Genomic DNA, 25,049 nt, shown 5'->3' with positions numbered 1-25,049 from the left:
CCCCCACCAGGGCGGCGCCCCCACCCCACCGCAGGCTCCCGGCGGCTATCCCCTCCCCCAGCACGGCGGTTACGGATTCCCCCAGCCGCCCGCCCCGCAGGCGCAGGACCCGCAGGCGGCTCCGCACGGATTCACACCGCAGGCACCGCAGGCGCCCCAGACCCCGCAGGCACCCCAGGCCGTCCAGCCGCCCCAGGCACCACCGGCACCCCCGGCACCCCATTCGCCGCAACACCCGCAGGCGTATCCCCAGCAGCCCCAGCACCCGCAGCAGGCCCAGCAGCAGCCCGCTCAGCAGCCGCAGGCTCCACAGCCGCAGCAGCCGCCCGTGGACCCCCGGGTCGGTGCCGCCTGGCCGCAGCCCATGCAGCACGACCAGCGGCAGCCCACCAACCCCGGTGCCGCGCCGCTCGGTTACACCGCGGCCGTGGAGCTGTCGTCGGACCGGCTGCTCAACAACAAGCGGCAGAAGGCCAAGAGCGGACGACCGGCCGCAACCGGCGGGCGGTTCAAGCTCGGTGGCAAGCGGGAGGAGGCCGAGCGGCAGCGGAAGCTCGACCTCATCCGGACGCCCGTCCTGTCCTGCTACCGCATCGCCGTCATCAGCCTGAAGGGCGGTGTCGGCAAGACCACCACGACCACCGCGCTGGGTGCCACGCTCGCCACCGAGCGACAGGACAAGATCCTCGCGATCGACGCGAACCCGGACGCGGGCACCCTCGGCCGACGCGTGCGACGGGAGACCGGGGCCACCATCCGCGACCTCGTCCAGGCGATCCCGTACCTCAACTCGTACATGGACATCCGGCGGTTCACCTCCCAGGCCCCCTCGGGGCTGGAGATCATCGCCAACGACGTCGACCCGGCCGTGTCGACGACGTTCAACGACGAGGACTACCGGCGCGCGATAGACGTGCTCGGCAAGCAGTACCCGATCATCCTCACCGACTCCGGCACCGGTCTGCTGTACAGCGCCATGCGCGGTGTGCTCGACCTCGCCGACCAGCTCATCATCATCTCGACGCCGTCCGTGGACGGTGCGAGCAGCGCCAGCACGACGCTGGACTGGCTGTCCGCGCACGGGTACGCCGACCTCGTCTCCCGCTCCATCACCGTCATCTCCGGGGTGCGCGAGACCGGCAAGATGATCAAGGTGGACGACATCGTCAGCCACTTCGAGACGCGCTGCCGCGGTGTCGTCGTCGTCCCGTTCGACGAGCATCTCGCCGCCGGTGCCGAGGTCGACCTCGACATGATGCGCCCGAAGGTGCGCGAGTCGTACTTCCACCTCGCGGCGATGGTCGCCGAGGACTTCGTACGGCATCAGCAGATGCACGGGCTGTGGACCTCGGACGGCAACCCGCCGCCCGTGGCCGCACCGCCGATGCCGGGGCAGCCGTACCCGGGTCAGCCCTATGCCCAGCAGCCCGGTCAGCCCTACCCCCAGCCCGGACAGCCGTACGCACAGCCGGGCCAGCCCTACGCGCAGCCCGCACAGCCCGCACAGCCGGGCCAGCCCTACGCACAGCCGGGGCAGCCGGGACAGCCCGGGCAGCCGCCCGCGCAGCAGCCCCAGCCGCCCGCGCAGCCGCAGCCGCCCGCGCAGCCGCAGCCCCATCCGCCCACAGGTCAGCCGTATCCGCCGCAGGGGTACCCCCAGCAGCCGGGACAGCCGTATCCGCAGCAGCCCGGCTACCCGCAGCAGCCCCAGCCGCCGCAGCAGTAGCTCCGGCCTCCTGGCCGGGGGAACGCGAAGGGCGGCCGGTGTCCCGAGGACACCGGCCGCCCTTCGCCGTCGTACGAGCGGGTCTAGTCGGCGGTGGTCTCCGCCGCCTCCACCAGCTCACGGCAGCGCTTCACGTCCTCGGCCATCTGCTCCAGGAACGCTTCCAGCGACTCGAACTTCGCCTGGCCGCGGACGTAGGCCAGGAAGTCGACGGCGACGTGCAGGCCGTACAGGTCCAGGCCGACGCGGTCGATGGCGTACGCCTCCACCGTGCGCTCGGTGCCGTCGAACTGCGGGTTCGTGCCGACGGAGATGGCGGCCGGCATGGCCTCGCCGTCCGCGTGCAGCCAGCCGGCGTAGACGCCGTCGGCCGGGATCGCGGTGTGCGGCAGCGTCTCGACGTTCGCCGTCGGGAAGCCCAGCTCGCGGCCGCGCTGCGCGCCGCGGACGACCACGCCCTCCACGCGGTGCGGGCGGCCGAGGATCTCGCGGGCGCCCTCGACGTCACCGGTGGCGACCAGACGCCGGGTCAGGGTGGAGGAGAACGGCTCGCCGCCGCCCGCCGCACCGCTCACGTACAGGTCGACGACCTCGACCTCGAAGTCGTAGACCGTGCCCTGCTCGGTGAGGAAGTCCACGTTGCCCGCGGCCTTGTGGCCGAAGCGGAAGTTCGGGCCCTCGACGACCGCCTTGGCGTGCAGCTTGTCGACCAGGACCTTGACGACGAAGTCGGCCGGCGACAGCTTCGAGAACTCCTTGGTGAACGGCAGGATCAGCACCGCGTCCACGCCCAGGTCCGCCATCAGCTCGGCACGGCGGTGGTGCGGGGCCAGCAGCGGCGGGTGGCTGCCGGGGCGGACCACCTCGCTGGGGTGCGGGTCGAAGGTGACGACGACCGATGGCACGCCCAGCTCACGGGCGCGCTCCACGGCATGGCTGATGATCAGCTGGTGGCCCCGGTGGACTCCGTCGTAGGAGCCGATGGTGACGACGCTGCGCCCCCAGTCCTCGGGGATGTCCTCCAAGCCACGCCAGCGCTGCACTGTGACCGCTCCTTGTCGAACCTGTGTTTGTTGCCTGCCTCATGCGCAGGTCTAAGGGTGCCATGCCGAGCGCTCCCGCCCCGCATCGGCATGGGGGCTGTGACAGGGCGCACTCCTCGGGCCACGGACTCGGACCCACGGACTCGCACCTCGGGGCGTCGGTCAGCCGGCCGGCCGTGCGCGCGGCGCGGCCGGGCCGCCGGCCGTCACCCGAGCGGCCGGCGCGGCCCGGGCTGCCACCGCCTCCTGCACCACGGCCTCGACCCGGCAGGCCAGGGCGGGTGCGGTGACACCGGCGAGGGTACGCAGCGCCTCGCCCGCGTCGGCTCTGCGCAGCCGGGCCCGGAAGGCGGCGAGGACCGGTTCGGGGTGGGTGGCGAGGGCGGGGACCAGCGCGCTCGGCGGGAGCTGCGGATCGGCCGCGGCGAAGTGCCTCAGCGCCCGCGGGAGGTGGCGGGAGCGGGTGCGCGGATCGCGTACGAGGAGGGCGAGCGCCGCGCCGTGCACGGTGCGGTCGGTGGGACGGGCGAGCAGGTCGAGGGCCAGGTGGCGCAGGAGTTCACGGTCGGCGTCGGAGCGGATGTGCGGGGCGGCGCGCAGCCCGTACGTGACCGCCGCCAGCCGCCGGGCCGGTCGCTCGTCGCGCGCCCAGCGGTCGACGGCCCGGCACACGGCGGACGGCTCGTCCTCGGCGAGGACGGCGAGGAGTTCGCCGGCCCGCCGGTGCGGGCTCTCGACCAGGCGCTCGGCGAGGTCGTCCAGGGCGCGGTGCCGGTGGGTGTGCAGCAGTGCCTGCGCGGCCGTGGCGACGGTCGCGTGCGGGGTGGCGGGCAGCGGCCGTTCGTCGTCGAACCAGCGCACGAGGTGCGGTTGTACGGCGGCGGGGTCGGCGGCGAGCAGTTCGGCCGCCGCGTCGAGGTAGCGGGGCGGGCCGGGGTCGTGCGGGGCGGCGTCGGCGCGGACGAGGCGGCGCAGCAGGTCGAGGCGGCCGGCGTCGGGCAGCGCGAGGCCGGTCCAGAAGGCGGGACCGAACTCGCCGGGCGGCGGCCGCCGCTGTCGGCGCCGGGCGACGATCAGCTCGGTGAGCAGGCGCAGGACGCCGGTGTACGGGGTCGCGTCCGGCACCCGTCGCAGCACCTCGGCGAGCAGCCGGGCCGCCCACCAGGAGTGCGGGTCGGTGTCCAGGGCGCCGACCAGTTCCTCCAGGTGGACGGCGAGCCGGTGGCTGCCGTGCCGGCGGGCGACCAGGAGCAGGGCCTGGACGACGGGGCCGACGCGGTGCGGCGGCACCGGCGGCGCGGGCCCGTCCGGCGGGTTGTGGACCAGGACGCGCAGCGCCTCGTCCAGGTCGAGGTGCGTGCCCTGGATCCAGTCGGCGAGTTCCTCGTGGGCGAAGCGGTAGCCGTCACCGGCGGGCACGAGGAGTCCCTCGCCGAGGACGGCGGAGGCCCAGCCGGTGCCGCCGCCGAGCAGGGCCGGGGCGGTGCCCCGGGGGAAGAGCGCCTCGAACGACGCGCGGTCCAGCTCGCCCCGGCCGGGTCCGAGGCTGCGCCGGGCCGCCAGGTGGACCTGGCCGGAGACCTTCGCGGCGAGCCGTCGTACGGCGGTGCCGCGCAGGCCGTTCCCGGCGGCGAGGCGGACGGCGATCCGCAGACACATCAGATCGAGGTGGGCGGCGAGGACGTCGTCCCCGTCGAGCGGGGTGTCGGGGGCTTCGGGGACGGCGGCGCGGACCTCGGACAGCAGACGGAGGGTGAGGGGGTGACGGGCGTGCGGCTCGCCGAGGACCGTGCCGGGGATGCCGTAGCGCTCCCGGGCCGGCCGAGCCTCGTCCTCGGTCAGGTCCCCGAGGCGCACACAGGGCGGCAGCGTGCCGTCGGGATCCGCGGCCGGGTCCGGGTCGCCGTGCAGCAGTTCCCGCGGGAACCCGGCCCCGGCGTGCTCCCAGTACTCCGTCCGGCAGCCCACCACCAGGCGTGCGCCGGACTCCCTCAGCCAGTGTGCCGTGCCCGCCGTCCAGGCGGGCAGGCGGTGGGCGAGGGCGGCCGGCATCTCCTCCGGGGCGTCGAGCAGGAGCAGCAGCGGGCGGTCCGCGGCGTGGGCGAGGCGGGCCAGGCGTTCGGGGGTGATGTCGCCGAGGCCGGCGGGGTGGGCCGGGTCGGAGGCGGCCACGATGCGGGCGGCGCGGACGAGCGTCCGGCGGGCGGCGTCGGCGACGGAACCGTCGTCGGCCTGGAGATCGGCGCCGCGCAGCCACAGGGTGGGAGCCGGGCGCGGGCCCCGGTGGCGGCGGGCGGCGAGCGCCGCGAGTTCCGTCGTACGGCCGCTGCCGGGGGCGCCGACGAGGGCGAGGACGGCGGCCGGGCCGGTGGCGAAGGCGGCGAACTCCGCTGCCGTTGCCGCCCGTTCGACCGGCTCGACGGCGGGGCTCGGACCTGCCGGTACCGGACCCGCCGGTACCGGTGCCGCCGAGCGCGGGTGGGCAGGGGCCGGGTCCGGCGGGCCGACGCGGCCGGTCCGGTCGGTGAGGGCGCCGGGTGGACCGTCCGAGCCGACCGAGGTGGCGGTGAGCTCCAGCACACCGGCCAGGTTGAGGTCGGCGTCGTAGGCGGGCACCGTCTCGGCGTTGCGCGCGAGCAGGTCGGCGAGCGGGTCGGCGTCGGCGTGCGGGTCGGCGTGCGGGGTGCGTCCCGCTCGGGCGGTGGCGGCCGCCCGGCGCGGCAGCGGGACGGCGAAGCCGGTGGCGCCGTGGCCGGAGCGGAGGGCGGTGCCGACGACACCGACGACGGCACCGGTCGCCGCGTCGAGCACCGGTCCGCCGGTCGCTCCGCCGCCGGGGCGCAGGGCGTCCCGGCCCGCCGTACCGATCGCCAACTCCAAGGCGTCGTGGAGGAGATGGGAGCGGTCCGCGGCCCTGTACGTCACCGGCGCCCGGCCCAGGACCCGTGCCTGGCGCCAGCAGCCGGCGGCGACGCGGACGTAGGTGCCGGTCCCGATCCCGTCGCGCACGGTGACGGGCAGCGGCTCGACGCCCAGCCCCTCGGTGCGTACGAGGGCCAGGCCGAGGGCGGGCAGCGCGGTCACGGCGTCGGCGGTCACGACGCGGGTGCGGTCGGCGGCCGTGCGCAGAACCAGGTGGGGCAGTCCGTCGACCGCCTCGTGGCTGGTGATCACCGTGCCGTGGTGGTCGGCGACGAACCCCGTGCCGCGGGGGCGGCCGGCCGGATCCTGGACGCGGAGGAGGAAACGGTCGGCGGGATCGCCGGGGCGGCCGAGGGCGGCGACGGCGGTTCGTGGGTCGACGGTGGTCCGCGCGTCGCCGGCCCGTGCCTCACCAGCGGTCCGTGCCAGGTCGGTGGTCGAGGCCCGGTCGACGGTCGGGGCCCGGTCGACGGTCGGGGCCCGGTCGACGGTCGGGGCCCGGTCGACGGTCCAGGTGTCGTCGACGGTCCGCGCATCACCGGCCGTTCCTGTCCCGTCGGCGGTCCGGGTGCCACCGACGGCCCACACGCCGGTCACGACACGCGTGCCACCGACCGCCCCTGCGCCACCGACGGTCCATGTGCCGACCACGGCAGGCATGTCACCGGCGGTTGCTGCGTCGCCGACGGCCCTGGTGTCGTGCCGTGCGCCCCGGGCGCCGCTCGCACCCGGGCCCCGTCCCGCCATGGTCGTACCTCCCCGCCTGCGCGCGTGACCTCGGTCCGACGGTAGGCGGGTGATGATCGACGGGACAGATCGCGAGGTGAACGCGCCCCCTCACGCTCCCTCCGTTCACTCCGAGCGCCTGGCCGGGCGGGTGAATGGAGCGGGGACGGTGGATACACCCTAGGGGTGGGGGAACCGAGGGGGGACCGTGGAGCGGCGGCAGTGGAAGACCCCGTGCTCGCCGCTCCACGGGCACCACGTCCCGATGCCCGGCAGCGTCGGCGTCAGCCGAAGACGGCCAGGCTCTTGGCCTTGCCCCGGTGGGCCTCGACCAGAGCCAGGAAACGGCCCTCGGGGTCGAACACCGCGACGGCGCCCCGGCCTTCGTACTCGTCGGGCATCTCCAGGCGCACACCGTTGAGGAGCAGCCGCGCCCGCTTGGCGTCCACGTTCCAGCGCGGGAAGGCGGCCGTGGCCGCGTCGGTGATCGGCATCACCGTCAGTTCCTGCTGGTGCTGGTCCAGGGTCCGCGCCGCGTCCAGCTTGTACGGGCCGACGCGGGTGCGGCGCAGGGCGGTCAGATGGCCGCCGACGCCGAGGTCGGCGCCCAGGTCGCGGGCGAGGGCGCGGATGTAGGTGCCGGACGAGCAGACCACCGACACCACCAGGTCCTTGACCGGGGTGCCGTTCTCGGCGACGGCGTCGCGGACGTCGTACACGGTGAAGGAGGAGATGGTGACCGGGCGGGCCGGGATCTCGAACTCCTCGCCCTCGCGCGCCCGCTTGTACGAGCGCACACCGTCGATCTTGATGGCGCTGACCTTGGACGGCACCTGCATGATGTCGCCGCTCAGCTTGGCGACACCGGCGTCGACGGCGTCCCGGGTGATCGCGGAGGCGTCGGTGGAGGAGGTGATCTCCCCCTCGGCGTCGTCGGTGAGCGTGTTCTGCCCGAGCCGGACGGTGCCCAGGTACTCCTTCTCGGTCAGGGCCAGATGCCCCAGGAGCTTGGTGGCGCGCTCGACGCCGAGGACGAGCACACCGGTCGCCATCGGGTCGAGGGTGCCGGCGTGGCCGACGCGTCGGGTCCTGGCGATCCCGCGCATCTTGGCGACCACGTCGTGCGAGGTGAAGCCCGACGGCTTGTCGACGATGACCAGGCCGTCGGGCGTCTTGTGCTTCTCGGTCATTACGGGGCGTCGCCGTCCGTCTCGACGGTCTCGTCCTCGTCGCCCGGCTTGCGGTACGGGTCGGCTTCGCCCGCGAAGCTGGCGCCCGCGGAGACCTCGCGGACCTTCGCGTCCGAGGCCCGTGCCTTGTCGAGCAGATCCTCGATGGTCTTGGCGGTGTCCGGCAGGGCGTCCGCCACGAAGGTCAGGGTCGGCGTGAACTTCACGCCCGCCGCCGCACCCACCGCGGAACGCAGCACGCCCTTGGCGCTCTCCAGGCCCGCGGCGGCCGCGGCCCGCTCCTCGTCGTCCCCGTACACCGTGTAGAAGACGGTCGCCTCCCGCAGATCACCCGTGACCCGGGTGTCCGTGATGGTGACATGCGAGCCGAGCCGCGGGTCCTTGATCCCGCGCTGCAGCTTCTGGGCCACCACCTCTCGGATGAGGTCCGCCAGCCTCTTAGCCCGCGCGTTGTCGGCCACTGGTCCGTCTCCCGTTCTTTCCTGATCTGAGTTCTTGGGTCAGTCGTCTTCGCCGTGCAGGCGCCGTCGTACCGACAGCAGCTCCACCTCGGGGCGAGCGGCGACCAGCCGTTCGCACCGGTCCAGTACGTCGTTGAGATGGCCGGTGTCGCCGGACACCATCGCGAGGCCGATGCCGGCCCGGCGGTGCAGGTCCATGTGGTCGACCTCGGCGGCGCTCACCGCGTACTTCCGCTGGAGCTCGGCGACGATCGGGCGGACGACGGAGCGCTTCTCCTTCAGTGACCGAATGTCGCCGAGGAGCAGGTCGAAGGACAGAGTCCCTACGTACATGTGTACCCGGTTCACCCGCCGGTACGGGATCGATGGCCCCGCCATCCACTGGGCGGGGACATCAAGAACGGTACAACGAACGGGCCGGGTACTCGACGGGATTGTTCGCCCGCCGCCCCTGCCCGTCCCCCGGAACACGCCGAGGCGGCCGGCGGGAAAAGCTCCCGCCGGCCACCTCGGGCCAGGGTGTTACACCCGCGGCTTCTCGCGCATCTCGTACGTCGCGATGACGTCGTCGACCTTGATGTCGTTGAAGTTGCCGAGGTTGATACCACCCTCGTAGCCTTCGCGGATCTCGGTGACGTCGTCCTTGAAGCGACGCAGGCCCTCGATGTTGAGGTTCTCCGCGATGACCTTGCCGTCGCGGACGAGTCGGGCCTTGGTGTTCCGCTTGACCTCTCCGGAGCGGATGAGGACACCGGCGATGTTGCCCAGCTTGGACGACTTGAAGACCTCGCGGATCTCCGCCGTACCGAGCTCGACCTCCTCGTACTCCGGCTTCAGCATGCCCTTCAGGGCCGCCTCGATCTCCTCGATCGCCTGGTAGATGACCGAGTAGTAGCGGACGTCCACGCCTTCGCGCTCGGCCATCTGTGCCGCGCGGCCGGCCGCGCGGACGTTGAAGCCGATCACGATGGCGTCCGAGCCCATCGCCAGGTCGATGTCCGACTCCGTGACCGCACCGACGCCGCGGTGCAGGACGCGGATGTCGACCTCTTCGCCGACGTCCAGCTGGAGCAGGGACGACTCGAGCGCCTCGACGGAACCGGAAGCGTCACCCTTGATGATCAGGTTCAGCTGCTGGACCTCGCCGGCCTTGAGCACCTTGTCCAGGTCCTCGAGGGAGACGCGGCGCGTGCGCTTGGCGAAGGCCGCGTTGCGCTCGCGGGCCGCACGCTTCTCGGCGATCTGGCGAGCCGTGCGGTCCTCGTCGACGACGAGGAAGTTGTCGCCCGCACCCGGGACGTTGGTCAGGCCCAGGACCTGGACCGGCGTCGACGGGCCCGCCTCGGCGACGTTGTTGCCGTTGTCGTCGAGCATGGCGCGCACGCGGCCGTAGGCGTCGCCCACGACCATCGTGTCGCCGACCCGCAGGGTGCCTCGCTGGACGAGGACCGTGGAGACGGCACCGCGGCCGCGGTCGAGCCGGGACTCGATCGAGATGCCCTGCGCGTCCTGGTGCGGGTTGGCACGCAGGTCGAGCGAGGCGTCCGCGGTGAGGATCACGGCCTCGAGCAGGGAGTCGATGTGCAGACCCTGCTTGGCGGAGATGTCGACGAACATGGTGTCGCCGCCGTACTCCTCGGCCACCAGGCCGTACTCGGTCAGCTGACCGCGCACCTTGGTCGGGTCGGCACCCTCGACGTCGATCTTGTTGACCGCGACGACGATCGGGACGTCGGCCGCCTTGGCGTGGTTGAGCGCCTCGACCGTCTGCGGCATGACGCCGTCGTTGGCCGCGACGACGAGGATCGCGATGTCCGTCGACCGGGCACCGCGGGCACGCATGGCGGTGAACGCCTCGTGGCCCGGGGTGTCGATGAACGTGATCTTGCGCTCTTCTTCGTTGACCTCGGTCGCGACCTGGTAGGCACCGATGTGCTGGGTGATGCCGCCGGCCTCGCCCGCGATGACGTTCGTCTTGCGGATGGCGTCGAGCAGTCGGGTCTTGCCGTGGTCGACGTGACCCATGACGGTGACGACCGGCGGACGGACCACGAGGTCCTCCTCGCCGCCCTCGTCCTCGCCGAACTCGATGTCGAAGGACTCGAGCAGCTCGCGGTCCTCCTCCTCCGGGCTGACGATCTGAACGGTGTAGTTCATCTCGCCGGCGAGGAGCTGGAGCGTCTCGTCGGAGACGGACTGCGTGGCCGTGACCATCTCGCCGAGGTTCATCATGACCGCGACGAGCGACGCCGGGTTGGCGTTGATCTTCTCCGCGAAGTCGGTGAGGGACGCACCGCGCGACAGGCGAATGGCTTCGCCGTTGCCGCGAGGCAGCATCACGCCGCCGACCGACGGGGCCTGCATGGCCTCGTACTCCTGGCGCCTCTGCCGCTTCGACTTGCGACCGCGACGCGCGGGACCGCCGGGACGACCGAAGGCGCCCTGCGTGCCACCACGGCCACCGGGACCACCGGGACGACCGCCGAAGCCGGGACGGCCACCGCCGCCACCGAAGCCGCCGCCGCCACCGGCGCCGGGGGCACCGCCACCGGGACGGCCGGCGAAGCCGCCGCCACCACCGGGACGACCGGCACCGCCGCCACCGCCCGGACGGCCGGCGAAGCCGCCGCCCGCGGGACGGCCGGCGCCGCCGGGACGACCCGCGCCGCCCGGACCGCGGCCGCCGGGGCCACCGCCGGGACGCGGGCCGGCAGCGGGACGCTGCGGCATCATGCCGGGGTTCGGACGCGGACCCGCGGGACCGCCACCGGGACGGGGACCGCCGCCCTGCGGACGGGGCATACCGGCCGGCGACGGACGGGCACCGCCCGGAGCCTGCGGACGCGGACCGCCGCCCTGGGCGCCGGGCGCCTGCGGACGGGGACCGGCGCCGGGGGCACCGGGGCCGCCGGGACGCGCGCCCTGCGGACGCGGCGCCTGCGGACGCGCCATGCCGGTGGAACCACCGGAGGTGAAGGGGTTGTTGCCCGGACGGGGACCGGCCGGACGGGCACCCGGACGCGGGGCCTGACCACCGGGGCGCGGGGCGCCACGGTCGGGACGGTCGGAACGGGGAGCCTGTCCCTGACCCTGGCCGGGACCACCCGGACGGGCACCGGGCTTCGGGCCGCCGGGACCCGGACGGGCACCGGGGCGCGGACCCTGGGCGGCGGCCGGAGCGGCCGGCGCGGCGGGGGCCGACGGCGGAGCGGTGAACTCCGGGGTCGTGGGAGCCACCGGGGCCGGACGCGGCGCGGGCTTGGGGCCCGGCACCGGACGCGGGCCGGAGGCGGCCGGCGCGGGGGCCGACGGGGCCGCGGGCTGCGGGGCCACGGGGGGCTTGGGGGCGACCGGCGGCTTCGGAGCAGCCGGACGAGCCGTCTGCGCCGGGGAGGGCGCGCCGGGCTTGGGAGCCGCCTTGCGCGGGGCGGGACGGCCGGCGGACTTGCCGCTGCCACCACCCTGGAAGGCGTCTGTCAGTTTGCGTACTACGGGCGCCTCGATCGTCGAAGACGCCGATCGGACGAATTCACCGAGTTCCTGGAGCTTGGCCATGACGACCTTGCTCTCCACACCGAACTCCTTGGCGAGTTCGTATACCCGGACCTTAGCCACTTCGCTCCTTTTAGGTCCGGGTTGCGGCCGGACCGTCGCTACTTCATGGGCGTACTCATCGCGTGCTCATCGAGTGCTCATCGCAATCTCGACCTACTTCCAACTCGCGGGGTACCTGGGCCGCACGGATGTCCGCGCGACGCTTCTTACGGTGTTGCCTGCTCAGCAACGTTCTGTCTGCTCCACGTACTGGCGCAACACCTTTACGTCGAGCGGGCCCGGGACGCGCAGCGCCCTCGGGAACGCCCGGCGGCGTACCGCCAGGTCGAGACAGACCGGGACGGGATGTACATACGCACCCCGGCCGGGCAGCGTACCGCGAGGATCGGGGACGCATGCGTCCCCGGCCGCCACGATGCGCAGCAGATCGGTCTTGGCCGCTCGCTCCCGGCACCCCACACAGGTGCGTTCAGGGCATACGCGGGCTCGCGTCCGGCCAGACACTGCTAAGTCTACCTCCCCGCACCGACCTCACCCCTTTGGGGCAAAAATCGAACGGTTGTTGTCGTGATCCAAGCAACACGGGCCGGGATCTATTCCCGCTCCCGGGGGAGCGCTACTCGGACACCTGCTCGGTGTCCGGACGGATGTCGATGCGCCAGCCGGTGAGCCGGGCCGCGAGCCGGGCGTTCTGCCCTTCCTTGCCGATCGCCAGCGAGAGCTGGTAGTCGGGCACGGTCACCCGCGCGGACCGGGTCGAGAGGTCCACGACCTCGACCTTGTTCACCCGGGCCGGGGACAGCGCGTTGCCCACCATCTCGGCCGGGTCGTCCGACCAGTCGACGATGTCGATCTTCTCGCCGTTCAGTTCGGCCATCACGTTGCGCACCCGGCCGCCCATCGGGCCGATGCAGGCGCCCTTGGCGTTCAGGCCCGAACGGGTGGACCGCACGGCGATCTTGGTGCGGTGACCGGCCTCACGCGCGATGGCGGCGATCTCGACGGAACCGTCGGCGATCTCCGGCACCTCCAGGGCGAAGAGCTTCTTCACCAGGTTGGGGTGCGTGCGCGAGAGGGTCACGGACGGACCGCGGACACCCTTCGCCACCCGGACGACGTACGACCGCAGCCGCATCCCGTGCGGATAGGTCTCGCCCGGCACCTGCTCCTGCACCGGCAGGATCGCCTCGAGCTTGCCGATGTCGACCAGCACGTTCTTCGGGTCACGGCCCTGCTGCACCACACCGGTGACGATGTCGCCCTCACGGCCGGCGTACTCGCCGAGCGTCGCGTCGTCCTCGGCGTCGCGCAGGCGTTGCAGGATCACCTGCTTGGCGGTGGTGGCGGCGATACGGCCGAAGCCGGACGGGGTGTCGTCGAACTCGCGGGGCTCCTGGCCCTCTTCGAGGTCCTCGGGGTCCTCCTTCGCCCACACGGTCACATGTCCGGTCTCCCGGTTGAGCTCCACGCGCGCGTGACGGCGGCTTCCCTCGGTGCGGTGGTAGGCGATGAGGAGGGCCGACTCGATCGCCTCGACCAGCAGGTCGAAGGAGATCTCCTTCTCCCGCACCAAGCCCCGCAGGGCGCTCATGTCGATGTCCACGGCTACGCCTCCTCCTCTTCCTTCATGTCCTTGCTGTCCTTGCGGTTGAACTCGACCTGGACCCGGGCCTTGGCGATCTCGTCGAAGGCGAGCCTGCGGGAGGTGGCCCTGCGGCCCTTCACTCCGGGCACCTCGACGTCGAGACCGGCCTCGTCGACCGTCAGGATCCGGGCGGTCAGTTCGCCGCCCTCGGTGAGCTGGAACCTCACCAGCCGGTCCTGAGCACGCACGTAGTGGCGGTGCTCGGTGAGGGCGCGCTCCGCGCCCGGGGTTCCGACCTCGAGGGTGTACTCGCCCTCGCCCATCGCGTCCGTCTCGTCGAGCTTCGCCGAGAGCGCGCGGCTCACATCGGCGATCCGGTCCAGATCCGCTCCGGTGTCGGAGTCGACGACGACGCTCAGCACCCGCTTGCGGCCCACGGAGTCCACGGCGATCTCTTCGAGATCGAGGCCCTGGGAGGTCACTAGCGGTTCCAGTAGTTCTCGCAGCCTCTCGCTCTGAGTGGTGCTCATCCGGGTGACTCCTCGGCCGCGTGTGCTGTTGTGGGATGGGGCGTGTGTCTGCTCAAAGGGTATCCGGTCGCAGGGAGTGTTGCCGTCCACCAGGGCGTGGGCGGTGCCGATGAGTGATGCCGGGCGGGCGCGCGGGTACCGTGATCACCGGCGGGGCCGCCCTCCCCGTCCATGTGTTCGCACAAGCCCCCTGAGGACGTCTGCCGTGCCGTACTTCCCGCCACCGCGCACCCCCTCGGGGCCGCGCAGAAGAACCCTGCTCGCCTCCGCCGCCGGGGCCGCCCTCCTCGCGGGCTGCTCCCCCGCCCGCGAGCAGTCCGAGGAGACCGCGAGCGACGGCCCGTCGGCCACCGAGCGGGCGCGGGCGCGTGCGGCACAGGACAGCACGGGGATCGTCGAGCGATACGACCTGGTGATCGCCGCGTATCCGGGGCTGGCGGAGCGGCTGGCGCCGCTGCGGGCCGAGGTGCTCCGGCATGTGACGGCGTTCGGGGGCGTCAAGGCGAAGCCGTCCGCCACGCCGTCCGCCTCCGTGTCCCCCGCCGCGTCCTCCACCGCGGCCTCCCCGGCGTCGGCGCCCGAAGGGACGGCTTCGAGCGGGTCGACGTCCTCCGCGTCGGCCTCCTCGGGACCGGCCGCCGTACCGGGGAGCGAGAAGGAGGCGCTCACCGGACTGGCCGCGGCCGAACGGGCGCTGGCGGACCAGCGCGCAAAAGCGCTGCTGGACGTGCCGGGCGAACTGGCCCGGCTGCTGGCCTCGGTGGCGGCGGCCGGGGCCGCACACGCGTATCTGCTGACGGAGGGGACCAAGTGAGCGGGGCGAAGAATCCGGAACTGGAGGCGATGCAGGCCGTACTGGCGGCGGAGCACGCGGCCGTGTACGGGTACGGCGTCGTCGGCGGGCGGGTCGCCGAGAAGCGGCGCGCGGAGGCGCAGACGGCGTACGACGCACACCGGGCGCGCCGGGACGCGCTGGTGCGCAAGGTCCGCGACCTGGGTGGCAAGCCGGTCGCGGCGAGCGCCGCGTACGCCCTGCCGTTCCCCGTGGCGGACTCCGCCGCGGCCGTGCGGCTCGCCGCCGAGCTGGAGGAACGGGTGGCCGGGGTGTACTCCGACCTGGTGCGGGCGAGCGAGGGCGGACGGCGCGGCGAGGCGGCCGGGGCACTGCGTGAGGCGGCGGTCCGCGCGGTGCGCTGGCGCGGCGGGAGCGTAGCCTTCCCTGGTCTCGCCGAGTGGGCGGGTACCGGTGCGACCGCGGGGACGAGTACGGGTGCGAGCGCCGCCGCGGGTGCTGATTCGACGGTGACGCCGGCCCCGGCCTCGGCGACACCGACGACGTGACCCTGAGCGGAAGGAATCGACTCGCGCATGGCTTTCGAACCGCCGCAGCGTCTGGTGCGGGCGCTCGGCGAGACGGCACCGAACGGTGACGCCTGGCTGGAGAGGCTGCCCGAGGCGGCCCGGCAGGCCGTTGCGCTACGCGAGTTGACCGTGGAACGGGTCCAGCTGCCGGGCGGCCGGAGCAGTCTGGTGGTGCTGGTGCGGCGCGCCGACGGTACGCCCGCCGTACTGAAGCTGGCCCCGGGCCGGGCCCGGCCGGAGAGCGAGCGGGCCGCACTGGCGCACTGGGCCGGCCTGGGCGCCGTACACCTGCTCGAAGACGTCACGACGGAGGGTGTGCTCCTGTTGGAGCGGCTGCACCCCGACGTCTCGGTACGGTCGCTGCCGGAGGCGAAGGCCCTGCTGGAGGCGGCGGGCACGCTGCGCCGGCTGTGGGTCGAGCCGCCGGGCGGCGCGGCCGGGCACGTCTTCGAGACCGTGGGCGAGCGGACCGGCCGGCAGGCCGAGGCGATGGCGGCGAGCGCGGCGGCCGATCCCGAGCTGGCGCCGCTCGTCGAGGTCGCCCTCGCGGTCCGCGCGGAACTGCTGGCCGAACCTCCCGAGCACCGGCTGCTGCACGGCACCTTCCGGCAGAGCAAGGTGCTGTCGGGCGAACGGATGCCATGGCTGGCCGTGGGGCCGGACCCGGTGGTCGGCGAGTGCGCGTTCGACCTGGCCCGGCTGGTACGGGACCGGGTGGAGGACCTGATCGCCTCTCCGTCGGGGTCGTCGACGACCCGGCGTCGGGTGAAACGGCTCGCGGAGTCGCTGGAGGTGGACCAGGAACGGCTGCGCGGCTGGACCCTGTTCCGGGCGGTGGAGTCGGGGGTACGGGCACGCCGCGTGGGCCGGGCGGCGGACGCGGAGTTGCTGCTGGAGTTCGCGAGCTGGCTGTAGCGGGTCGGCGGGCGGGGCAGCGCTCCCCTGCTGGAGGTCCCCCGCAGGGGAGCGCTGGTCCGGCCGACGTGCCTCCCGAGCCTGCCAACCGGAGTTCGCGGGGGTCCGAGGACCGTCCCGTGCGGCGGTGTCAGTGCTCGGCGGGCCGCACCGACGGCTGTTTCTCGGCGGGGACGGCGAACAGGGTTCCCTCGATGGCCAGCAGCCTGGTGTGACTGCGGATGTGCGCGGCCTGCTCCAGGGCGCCGGGGCCGTCCCGTCGCAGCGGTCCCGTGCTGCGCTCGGCGTACGGGACGTGCCCGAACAGCGGGAGGTCCTTGGGGAGAAGGTGCCAGGACAACTGCCGCTCCCCGGCCACGAGCCGCAACAGGTGCGTGCCGTCCCCGCCGAGGCCGGCGGCCGGGGTGATGACCGCGCTCGACGGGTGCAGCGCCGCCAGCCAGGCGAGGAGGTGCGCGCGCTCGAAGGCGACGCGGCTCAGCTCCCGTTCGAAGGAATCGGCGTGGTGCTGCCAGCGGGCCAGCTCCTGTCGGCAGCTGTCCAGGTCGACGGAGGGGCGCTCCGGCGGCTCGGTCTCCTGCCGGGCACGTCCGCGCGGCCTGAGGAAGCGGAACAGGGCGGCCGTGCGGCCGGCGGGACGGTCGGCTCGGGAGCGGCGGGCACGGGAGCCGCCGGCCACGGGCTCTTCGGGCAGCGGGCCCGTCGAAGATGCGGACATGAAGTACTCCGGTGGCGGTGAACGAGGGATCACTTCCGGGGCGGGCTGCCGGGAGTCCCGGCCGCGTCCGGTACACGGTCGCGGCCCCGGGCGTCTTCGTTCCAGCCACGGGTGGAGCCGGTGCGTCGGTAACGGCCGGCGCTGCGCGCATTGGCGAGGCGGCAGGCCTCGTCGACGGTCTCGCGCAGGCGCAGATGCCGTTGGTAGGCCGCCCGGGTCCCGCACGGCGCGGGCTGCCCTCGCCGTGCACCGACCGGGGCGCGACCGGCCGTCGGGTCGGTGGACGGTCGTGGCCGCGCCGGGTCCGACTGCCGCTCCAGGGCATAGCGCTGAGATCCGGTCAGGCCGGCGATGACACCGCTGCGTTGGCACTTGGGCAGTCCCTTCTCACGTTTGAGCACGGCGGCCCGGCAGTGGGCCAGCACGGGACAGGCCGCGCAGATGGCCACGGCCCTGGACGAGGAGCGGCGGGAGAACCAGAGTTCGGCGTCCTGGTGGCGACAGGCGGCGCTCGACTCCCAGGCCCGTGTTCCCTCCGTGGCTCCTTCGGAGCCGGTCGGCCCCCTCGACCGACCGGCGCTCATCGGGCCGGCCTCGCCGGGCCGGCCGCCGGAGCCGACGGGACGCGCGGTTCGCGCGGTTCGGCCCAGGACGGCTGGGCCCGTTCGGGCCGCCGCGCCGGTACCGACGCCGGCTCGGGCCGCGGCGCCGACGGCGGCTCCGCCTGCGGTTCCGGCTCCGCCGCCAGGCGTGGGTCCGGGTGCGGATGCGGGTGCGGGTCCGGATGCGGGTGCGGGTCCGGGTGCGAGTGCGAGTGCGCGTCGGGCTGCGGGTTCGGGTGCGGAGCCGGCAGGTCGGACCTCGTCCGCGGGTCCGGCAGCTTCGAGACCGTCCGCTGATCCTGTGGGTCCGGGACCGTCCGCGGGTCCGGCAGGTCCGTCATCACCCGGGGCCCCGGCACGTCCGACCACCTGCCCGCCGCGGGCAGGTCCACCGCCGCCCACGGGCCGTGCGCCTCGGGCCGTACGTCCGCCCTCGGCACCGCCGCCACCCAGGCCCCCGAGCCCTCCGGCCGCGGCCTCGCCTCCGGCGCCCAGGTCCCCGACGCCTCCGGCAGCGCCCCCGCCCGGGGCGCGTCCGCCTTCCACGACTGCTCGGCCCGCGACCACACCTCGGTCTCCGGCGTCTGCGACGACTCGGCCGCCGGCCACGGCCCCGGCGTCACCGGCGACGGCACCTCGGCCTCGGTCCCCGCCTCCGCCTCCGTGTCCGTGTCCGACACCATCGACACGGCCGGCCGGTCCGATCCCGCCCACGCTCCGTGCGCGTCCGACATGACGCGCGGTTCCGGCAGGTACGGCAGCACCCGCGGTACGGCCGTGTGCGACGCCGGCGCCTGGGGCAGCGCCACCGGTTCGGGCAGCACCGCCACCTCGGGCAGCCCCGGCCGGGTCGGTGCCGGGTTCGCGGTGACGCCCTCGTCGTCGGCCCGCACCGGCGACAACGGCCCCAGATACGCGGCCACATTGGCGAGGGAGCACCGCTCGGGCCGGCCGTCGAGGGACATCAGAGGCATCCCGTCGCCGCTGCGGCGGCCCTGGAAGTACCAGACGTCGCCGTACGCGTCGCGCTGCGGTAACGCGAGGTCGTACAGGGTCTCGCCGATCCGGAAGGGACGCTTCTCCTCGCCCTCCGTCGCCCCCTGCGGCGCCGGGGAGGCGCCGAGGGCCACCACCGTCACCCGGACGCCGTCGTACTCTCCCTCACCGGCCAGGGTGTGGGGCTCGGTCCGTTCGCCGACGACCGTGATGCCGAAGTACATGCGCCAGCGCGCCCATTCGGCGGGGCCGTCGACGCGGAGCAGGACCCGGACCCGGTCTCCCTCGACACGGATGGCGTGCGGTCCGGGGTGGTCGTCGAGATGCCGCTCGATGTCCTGGGCGACCCGCTGCGCACGCTCGCAGGCGGCGTCCCAGTTCAGGGCCTGCTGTTCGAGCTCGGTGACCGGCCGCCCGCTGCGCGACCAGCCGCCTTCCGGCGTCCGGTACAGCACCACGCCGAAGGAGCGCTCGGGGTCGACGAGGAGGCAGGCCGAGTCCAGGGCGTGCGCGAGGGCCGACGCCTGTTCGGTGCGGACGGTCGCCAGCACCGTACGGATCACGCGCGCGGCGTGCGGGACGTTTCTGTTCACACCGCCACCGCCCCGGCCGTCCAGCGCAGTTTCTGGAGTGCCCGATGGGTCAACGCCTTGACCGCACCGACGCTGCGGCCCATCGCCACGGCCGTCTCCTGGGGTGTCAGCTCGTCGAGGAAGCGCAGTTGGACGCAGTGCCGCTGCTGGGCGTTGAGCGTGTGCAGGGCGGTGCGGACGGTCTCGTGGGCCTCGACGGCCTCCAACTCGCGCAGGGCGAGCGACTCGGGGCCGCGGCCGGGCTCCTGCGGGTCCAGGAACTCGGCGACGGGGGTCTCCAACCGGGTGCGGCCGCGGCCGAGTTCGTCCAGATAAAGGTTCTTGGCAATGGTGATCAGCCAGGCGGCGAACGCCGTGCCCTGCCAGGTGAACGCGTCGATACGGCGCAGCGCGCGGGTGAACACCTCCTGCGTCAGGTCCTCGGCCAGGTGCCTGTTGCGCGTGCGGATGAGCAGGAAGCTGTACACGAGCCGGTAGTGGTCGTAGTAGAGGGTGGCGAACGCCTCCCGGTCGCCCGCGCGGGCCCGGGCGACCAACTCGGGCTCCGGACCGTCCGGAGCGGGGGTGACGTTGTTCAGAGCGGACACAGTGGGTACTCCCGTCGACGTCGTCGGTGCGGAGCAGGTCCTCCGCATCTTCAATATTCATGTAGATGTAGATTTCTTCGGCGAACCAACGCCCGGTCACCCCACTCCGTGGCGGAGCGGGGTGGCCGATGCCGTAAGTGCCTGGGGTATTTCACGTGCCGTCCCGCAACTCCGCTGCACGGGGGCGCCGGATAAACGCCCCGCAGATCCCACGGAAAGGGCGCCGGGCGCCCATCTCCACCGGGAGCCGGTGACCCGCCTCCGGAGTTATCTACAGTCTTCACGTAGATGCATACAGTGTCAAGTTATGTACGGAGCGCAAGGGGAAGGAGTGAATCCGGGAATCGCCGCAGGGGAGCACGGGGGCGCACCAATGCGTGGCCCGGCCACGAATGCTCCGGCGTGCCCCAAGAGCCTGAATTGCCGGTCTGCGATCTACTTGCGCTTGTAGATATTGATGACCGATCCTCTGAGGCGTGACGAACCAGCAGAGCCGCTCAGGAGACCCAGAGGTCGGAGACGATCCGGCACGCCAGGACGTGGACCTGGTGACTCTGCTCGAACGCCTCCTGGCACAGGCCCCGGGCAAGACCCAGAAGGACTTGGCGTCGGAGGCCGACATCTCGTACCCGACGCTGAACGCGTGGATGAACCGGACCCGCGGCACTTCCCGTATCGACCCGGAGAAGCTTCGCGCCATGGTCGAAGTGTTCCGGCGCTGGGGCGTGCAGACCACGCCCAGGGAGTTCTTCGAGGCGGTCGGCCGCCCCGCACCTGGGCCGAGCGGGGACGAGCGGGAGGCACGGCTCCTCAAGCTGTACCGGCAATTGCCGGAGGCACGTCAGCGCGCGCTCCTGAAGGACGCCGAGGCAATGTTGCAGGTCAGCCGTATCACCTGAGGTCAGCGGCGCGGTGTCGGCCCGGCGGGCCCGACGCGACGACGCTCCGGCCGGCGCACAAGCCGATCCATGCGCCACGGATGAATATGACCGAAACTCCCCCCAGCCTCGACAGCCGTCGGTACCATCAGTCAGCCGCTGACCTCCCGGAGCGGATCACTTGTGTCGTTGTGCATCCCTGGGGAGACAGTTGTGTGCATCCACATTTCATTGGCGGACAATCTGCCGAAAATCGCCGTCTGGAACCCGGACGAGGTCAGTATCCAGGTCGCCAGAGGCTTCCAGCTGAGTGATGTGCTCCGGGAAGTTCGAGACATCCTCATGATCGACCTGGGAGCTCCGGCCTCACGGGGCGGTCTCTTGCAATGCTTCTGCGGAATGCGGGTCGAGCTCCCGCGCGAGCTTGCCCCCTGCGGCCTCCTCACGGCCGAGGTCTGCTGATCCCTCGCCGGTCCGCCCGTGTCAAGGGCGAATCGCGCCGCCTCGGCGGCCGGTGTCCGTGACCGTTCCTGGTCGTGCGCTCCGCCATGACCGGCCGTTCCCCACCGCAGTGACGGTGCACCACGTCAGCGGTCGGGGAACGGCCCACGGTCCGGCCGGGACCCGTGGTCGGGTGCCGGCCGGACCGTGGGCCATGGCCGTGAAGAAGTGAAAAGCCGTCCGCTGGCGGTCAGTTCACCAGGCGGGCGATCGCCTCGTCGACCGTCAGCTCCTCGCGCTCGCCCGTCTTGCGGTCCTTGAGCTCCAGGACGCCCTCGGCGGAGCGGCGGCCCGCCACCAGGATCTGCGGTACGCCGATGAGCTCGGCGTCCGTGAACTTCACACCCGGGGAGACCCCGGGCCGGTCGTCGCACAGGACGCGCAGACCGGCGGCGGCGAGCTTCTCGGCCACGTCGAGGGCGAGTTCGGTCTGGAGGGCCTTGCCCGCGGCGACGACGTGCACGTCGGCCGGCGCGACCTCCCGCGGCCAGCACAGGCCCTGCTCGTCGGCGGTCTGCTCGGCGAGGGCGGCGACCGCGCGCGAGACGCCGACGCCGTAGGAGCCCATGGTCACCCGGACCGGCTTGCCCTGCTGGCCGAGGACGTCGAGCTTGAGGGCGTCGGCGTACTTGCGGCCGAGCTGGAAGATGTGGCCGATCTCGATGGCGCGGTCCAGCTTGAGACCGGTGCCGCACTTCGGGCAGGGGTCGCCCTCCTGCACCACGACGACGTCGACGTACGCGTCGACCTCGAAGTCACGGCCCGCGACGACGTTCTTCGCGTGCGTGTGCTCCTTGTTGGCGCCGGTGATCCACGCCGTGCCCGGAGCGACGCGCGGGTCGGCGATGTACGTGACCTTCTCCAGGCCCTGCGGACCGACATAGCCGCGGACCAGGTCGGCACGGCCCGCGAAGTCGTCGGCGGTGACCAGCTCGACGGCGGCCGGGGCGAAGTGCGCCTCGACCTTGCCCATGTCGACCTCCCGGTCACCGGGAACACCGACGGCCACGATCTCGCCGTCGACCTTCACCAGCAGGTTCTTCAGGGTGGCGGAGGCCGGGACACCCAGCGAGGCGGCCAGCGTCTCGATGGTCGGGGTGTCGGGGGTCGGGATCTCCTCGGCGGCCGGCACACCGGAGCCGTCGACGGACGTGAGCTCGTACGTGATCGCCTCGGTGTTGGCGGCGAAGTCGCAGTTCGGGCAGTCGGCGAAGGTGTCCTCGCCGGCGGCGGCCGGGGCCAGGAACTCCTCGGACTTGGAACCGCCCATCGCGCCCGCGGTCGCGGCACAGATCCGGTAGTCCAGGCCGAGGCGCTCGAAGATCCGCTGGTAGGCCTGGCGGTGCAGGGCGTACGAGTGGGCGAGGCCCTCGTCCTCCAGGTCGAAGGAGTAGGAGTCCTTCATCAGGAACTCACGGCCGCGCAGGATGCCGGCCCGCGGACGGGCCTCGTCACGGAACTTGGTCTGGATCTGGTAGAGGATGACCGGCAGGTCCTTGTACGAGGTCGCCTGGTCCTTCACGATCAGCGTGAAGATCTCCTCGTGGGTGGGGCCGAGGAGGTAGTCGCCGCCCTTGCGGTCCTGGAGGCGGAACAGCTCGGGGCCGTACTCGTCCCAGCGGCCGGTGGCGTCGTACGGCTCGCGCGGCAGCAGGGCGGGGAGCAGCACCTCCTGGGCGCCGATCGCGTCCATCTCCTCGCGGACGATCCGCTCGACGTTGGCCAGGACCCGCTTGCCGAGCGGCAGCCAGGTCCAGACGCCGGCGGCCGTGCGGCGGACGTAGCCCGCCCGGACGAGGAGCTTGTGGCTGAGGACCTCGGCGTCCGCCGGGTCGTCGCGCAGCGTCTTCGCCATCAGATTCGACATGCGCTGGACCGGTGCGTTCGCCATGGTTCTCGTATCTCCTGCTGCCTGAGGGTGATGGTTAGGAGGTTAGCCGGGCGGTCCATCCCGGTGGAAATCGGTTAAGGACTGGGCTGCCTGCGCAGGAGCGGCAGCGGGGCCCCCATCACCGCGTACGGCTTCGGCGCGCTGGGGAAGAGGACCTGCCGGGCCAGGTCGTCGTAACCGAGGGAACGGTAGAGGCCGCGGGCCGGGCTCTCGGTGTCGATCGCGGAGAGGATCGAGCGGGGCTCGGCCGCGGTGTCGGTGATCGCGGTGATCAGGGAGCGGCCGACACCGCGGTTCTGGAAGCGCGGGTGGACGTGCAGCTCGGTGATCACGAACGACTGGTCGAGCCAGAAGTCGCGCCCCTGGGCGCGCAGATACGGCTCCACGACGGTGGACCACCAGTGGGTACGGTCGTTGGGCATGCCGTAGACGAACCCGGCGAGCCGGCCGTCGGCGGTGGTCGCGCCCAGCGCGCGGGCACCGGGGTAGGTCATGTGCCGCAGCACGATCTGGCGCCGCACGGCGACCTCGTCGGCGCCCAGTCCGAAAGCGACGGCCTGCACGGCGAGCGCGTCGTCGACACGGGCCGACAGATCGAGCGGGCCGATCACGATGTCGTCGGGATCGCGGTGTCCGTGACCGGGGATGCGCAGCATGCCGGGGAGACTACAGGGGTCGTCGCGGACGGAGCGGCCCGGCGAGATGCGGGGGTAGGCACCGCGGCTAGAAGAGGACGCTCATGAACGCGCCGACCTCGCGGAAGCCCACCTTCTGGTAGGTCCGCCTGGCCGGGGTGTTGAAGTCGTTCACGTACAGGCTCACGACCGGGGCCACGTCGGCCAGCGCGTACCGCAGCACGGCCGCCATGCCCGGCGCCGCCAGGCCGGTCCCCCGGTACTCCGGGGCCACCCACACCCCCTGGATCTGGCAGGCCCGGGGGGTGGCCGCGCCGATCTCCGCCTTGAAGGCGACCTTCCCGTGTTCGTCGAGGCGGGCGAAGGAGCGGCCGGATCCGACGAGCTCCGCCACCCTCGCCTGGTACAGCAGACCGCCGTCGCCGGCCATCGGGGAGACACCGACCTCCTCGGTGAACATCGCCACGCAGGCCGGCATGATCGTCTCCATCTCGTCCTTGCGGACGCGGCGGACGTACGGGTCCGGGGCGATGTCGTCGGGCATCCGGTCGGTGACCATGAGCGGCTGGCGGCCACGGATCTCGCGGGCCGGGCCCCAGCTGGGTTCGAGCAGCCGCCACAGCTGTGCGGTGGGCTCGGCGGGGCCGACGATGGACGAGCAGCGGCGGCCTGCCCGGCGCGCCCGGTCCGCGAAGGCGCGGACGGCGCGGGGGGTGGCGCAGATCGGGACGAGGTTGGCGCCCGCGTAGCACAGGGACGTCAGCATGCCGTCCTCGTACCAGCCCCACATCTCGCCGCCGAGACGCCAGGGGTCGAGTCCCGCGACCTGGACCCGGGAGGTCACGAAGGCGTTCGTGACGGGGTCGCGGTCGAGGACGGCGAGCGCGGCGTCCAGGTCGCTCGGTTCGAGGACCCGTGAGGTGGTCTGGGTCAACAAGCGGGGGGCCTCACACTGGGGTCTGCTGATCTCCGCACTGTACCTGCCGAAAATGTGGCGCGCCGCCCCATGTGCCTGCCGAGTGCGGAAAGCACGAGACGGGCGGCGGCGCCGGGCCCGGGAACACGGCCGCCACGGGGCCGCTTCCCCGGGCCCCTGACGACCCGGCCGAAGCAGCCGACCGGCCGGAAGCCCGGCGGTACGGTCCGAGCCCGCAGATGCGGCGGGCACGGGCCGGACCCGCGGATGCGGTGGGCACGGGCCGACCTCACAGGTACGGCAGGCACGGGCCGGGCCCGCGGATGCGGCGGGTACGGGCCGACCTCACAGGTACGGCAGGCACGGGCCGGACCCGCGGATGCGGCGGGTACGGGCCGACCTCACAGGTACGGCGGGCACGGGCCGGACCCGCGGATACGGCGCGTACGGGCCGGGCGGGTGCGGGCGGAGCCCAGCGGGAGCCCAGCGGGAGCCCAGCGGTACGGGCAAGACCCGCAGGTACGACGTCGGCCGGGCCCTCTGCCAGGCCCGGCCGTTCGTTTCTCAGCCGGCGACGGCGACCGAGGGCTCGCCCGAGGCGACCCCGTCCGCCTGCATCTGCTCGGCGATCTTCATGGCCTCCTCGATCAGGGTCTCCACGATCTTCGACTCGGGGACGGTCTTGATGACCTCGCCCTTGACGAAGATCTGCCCCTT

22 protein-coding genes and 1 pseudogene are annotated in these 25,049 nt (G+C 73.1%); 6 read left to right on the top strand and 17 right to left on the bottom strand.

Annotation, left to right across the window (positions count from 1 at the left end):
• The coding region (locus ACZ60B_RS39410; protein ID WP_469396029.1) for a MinD/ParA family ATP-binding protein at positions 1-1,726 on the top strand (1,726 nt) is incomplete at its 5' end.
• Between the two features lie 83 nt (positions 1,727-1,809).
• Here ACZ60B_RS39410 and ACZ60B_RS39405 read toward each other — a convergent pair.
• The 9 genes from ACZ60B_RS39405 to rimP form a co-directional block, all read right to left on the bottom strand.
• Positions 1,810-2,769 carry a bifunctional riboflavin kinase/FAD synthetase gene (locus tag ACZ60B_RS39405; RefSeq protein WP_469396027.1) on the bottom strand — a complete coding sequence of 320 codons (960 nt, stop codon included), beginning with the start codon at positions 2,767-2,769 and terminating at the stop codon, positions 1,810-1,812.
• A gap of 162 nt (positions 2,770-2,931) precedes the next feature.
• Positions 2,932-6,438, bottom strand: a complete 3,507-nt coding sequence (locus tag ACZ60B_RS39400; RefSeq protein WP_469396025.1) for a trypsin-like peptidase domain-containing protein — start codon at positions 6,436-6,438, stop codon at positions 2,932-2,934.
• Positions 6,439-6,701: 263 nt separating this feature from the next.
• Positions 6,702-7,607 carry a tRNA pseudouridine(55) synthase TruB gene (truB, locus tag ACZ60B_RS39395; protein WP_469396022.1) on the bottom strand — a complete coding sequence of 302 codons (906 nt, stop codon included), beginning with the start codon at positions 7,605-7,607 and terminating at the stop codon, positions 6,702-6,704.
• On the bottom strand, positions 7,607-8,068 hold the full coding sequence (gene rbfA / locus ACZ60B_RS39390) for a 30S ribosome-binding factor RbfA (protein ID WP_162469983.1): 462 nt from the start codon (positions 8,066-8,068) through the stop codon (positions 7,607-7,609). The genes truB and rbfA overlap by 1 nt, the downstream gene beginning before the upstream one ends.
• 39 nt (positions 8,069-8,107) lie before the next feature.
• Positions 8,108-8,401: a DUF503 domain-containing protein gene (locus ACZ60B_RS39385; RefSeq protein WP_152895392.1), complete on the bottom strand. Its 294-nt coding sequence runs from the start codon at positions 8,399-8,401 to the stop codon at positions 8,108-8,110.
• 189 nt (positions 8,402-8,590) lie between these two features.
• Complete coding sequence (infB, locus tag ACZ60B_RS39380) at positions 8,591-11,683, bottom strand: translation initiation factor IF-2 (protein ID WP_469396018.1); 3,093 nt, start codon at positions 11,681-11,683, stop codon at positions 8,591-8,593.
• A 162-nt stretch (positions 11,684-11,845) separates the two neighbouring features.
• Entirely contained in the window at positions 11,846-12,127 is a 282-nt protein-coding gene (locus tag ACZ60B_RS39375) for a YlxR family protein (RefSeq protein ID WP_351613512.1), read from the bottom strand.
• 112 nt (positions 12,128-12,239) lie between these two features.
• On the bottom strand, positions 12,240-13,226 hold the full coding sequence (gene nusA, locus ACZ60B_RS39370; protein WP_351613509.1) for a transcription termination factor NusA: 987 nt from the start codon (positions 13,224-13,226) through the stop codon (positions 12,240-12,242).
• Positions 13,227-13,228: 2 nt separating this feature from the next.
• Entirely contained in the window at positions 13,229-13,738 is a 510-nt protein-coding gene (rimP, locus tag ACZ60B_RS39365; protein ID WP_469396015.1) for a ribosome maturation factor RimP, read from the bottom strand.
• A gap of 205 nt (positions 13,739-13,943) precedes the next feature.
• Here rimP and ACZ60B_RS39360 point away from each other — a divergent pair, with 205 nt between their 5' ends.
• The 3 genes from ACZ60B_RS39360 to ACZ60B_RS39350 are packed head-to-tail and all read left to right on the top strand — an operon-like array spanning position 13,944 to position 16,015.
• Entirely contained in the window at positions 13,944-14,552 is a 609-nt protein-coding gene (locus tag ACZ60B_RS39360) for a hypothetical protein (protein WP_469396010.1), read from the top strand.
• Positions 14,549-15,079 carry a ferritin-like domain-containing protein gene (locus ACZ60B_RS39355; RefSeq protein WP_469396008.1) on the top strand — a complete coding sequence of 177 codons (531 nt, stop codon included), beginning with the start codon at positions 14,549-14,551 and terminating at the stop codon, positions 15,077-15,079. Before ACZ60B_RS39360 ends, ACZ60B_RS39355 begins: the two co-directional genes overlap by 4 nt.
• A 27-nt stretch (positions 15,080-15,106) precedes the next feature.
• Positions 15,107-16,015, top strand: a complete 909-nt coding sequence (locus tag ACZ60B_RS39350) for an aminoglycoside phosphotransferase family protein (RefSeq protein WP_469396006.1) — start codon at positions 15,107-15,109, stop codon at positions 16,013-16,015.
• Between the two features lie 130 nt (positions 16,016-16,145).
• Here ACZ60B_RS39350 and ACZ60B_RS39345 read toward each other — a convergent pair whose 3' ends face one another.
• Genes ACZ60B_RS39345 through ACZ60B_RS39330 form a run of 4 tightly spaced genes read right to left on the bottom strand, consistent with a single transcriptional unit; the run spans position 16,146 to position 19,511 of the window.
• Positions 16,146-16,733 carry a hypothetical protein gene (locus ACZ60B_RS39345; protein ID WP_469396003.1) on the bottom strand — a complete coding sequence of 196 codons (588 nt, stop codon included), beginning with the start codon at positions 16,731-16,733 and terminating at the stop codon, positions 16,146-16,148.
• A gap of 29 nt (positions 16,734-16,762) precedes the next feature.
• Positions 16,763-17,317, bottom strand: a complete 555-nt coding sequence (locus tag ACZ60B_RS39340) for a WhiB family transcriptional regulator (protein WP_469396001.1) — start codon at positions 17,315-17,317, stop codon at positions 16,763-16,765.
• Positions 17,314-18,924, bottom strand: coding sequence for a BN159_2729 family protein (locus tag ACZ60B_RS39335; RefSeq protein ID WP_469395999.1), 1,611 nt, complete (start codon positions 18,922-18,924; stop codon positions 17,314-17,316). The genes ACZ60B_RS39340 and ACZ60B_RS39335 overlap by 4 nt, the downstream gene beginning before the upstream one ends.
• Positions 18,921-19,511: a sigma-70 family RNA polymerase sigma factor gene (locus ACZ60B_RS39330; RefSeq protein WP_469395997.1), complete on the bottom strand. Its 591-nt coding sequence runs from the start codon at positions 19,509-19,511 to the stop codon at positions 18,921-18,923. The genes ACZ60B_RS39335 and ACZ60B_RS39330 overlap by 4 nt, the downstream gene beginning before the upstream one ends.
• A 476-nt stretch (positions 19,512-19,987) precedes the next feature.
• On the opposite strand from ACZ60B_RS39330, the gene ACZ60B_RS39325 reads away from it, so the two are divergent.
• A complete protein-coding gene (locus ACZ60B_RS39325; RefSeq protein WP_469395995.1) occupies positions 19,988-20,410 on the top strand; it encodes a helix-turn-helix domain-containing protein in 423 nt (140 codons plus the stop codon).
• A 192-nt stretch (positions 20,411-20,602) separates the two neighbouring features.
• The gene (locus tag ACZ60B_RS39320; RefSeq protein WP_469395993.1) at positions 20,603-20,851 is read left to right on the top strand and encodes a hypothetical protein; all 249 of its coding nucleotides are present in this window, start codon (positions 20,603-20,605) and stop codon (positions 20,849-20,851) included.
• Between the two features lie 229 nt (positions 20,852-21,080).
• Here the strand turns inward: ACZ60B_RS39320 and ACZ60B_RS39315 are convergent, their stop codons facing one another.
• From ACZ60B_RS39315 to ACZ60B_RS39300, 4 genes and pseudogenes are all read right to left on the bottom strand, one after another.
• A complete protein-coding gene (locus tag ACZ60B_RS39315; protein ID WP_469395991.1) occupies positions 21,081-22,781 on the bottom strand; it encodes a proline--tRNA ligase in 1,701 nt (566 codons plus the stop codon).
• Positions 22,782-22,855: 74 nt separating this feature from the next.
• The gene (locus ACZ60B_RS39310; RefSeq protein ID WP_469395989.1) at positions 22,856-23,437 is read right to left on the bottom strand and encodes a GNAT family N-acetyltransferase; all 582 of its coding nucleotides are present in this window, start codon (positions 23,435-23,437) and stop codon (positions 22,856-22,858) included.
• Between the two features lie 67 nt (positions 23,438-23,504).
• Complete coding sequence (locus ACZ60B_RS39305; RefSeq protein ID WP_469395986.1) at positions 23,505-24,353, bottom strand: GNAT family N-acetyltransferase; 849 nt, start codon at positions 24,351-24,353, stop codon at positions 23,505-23,507.
• Positions 24,354-24,896: 543 nt separating this feature from the next.
• Positions 24,897-25,049, bottom strand: a pseudogene (locus ACZ60B_RS39300) (flavodoxin-dependent (E)-4-hydroxy-3-methylbut-2-enyl-diphosphate synthase); the annotation flags it as partial.

It is taken from the genome of Streptomyces sp. NPDC104096 (assembly GCF_055584385.1).
Note: the sequence above shows the minus strand (reverse complement) of the source record. Positions and strands in the feature narration are given on the sequence as shown.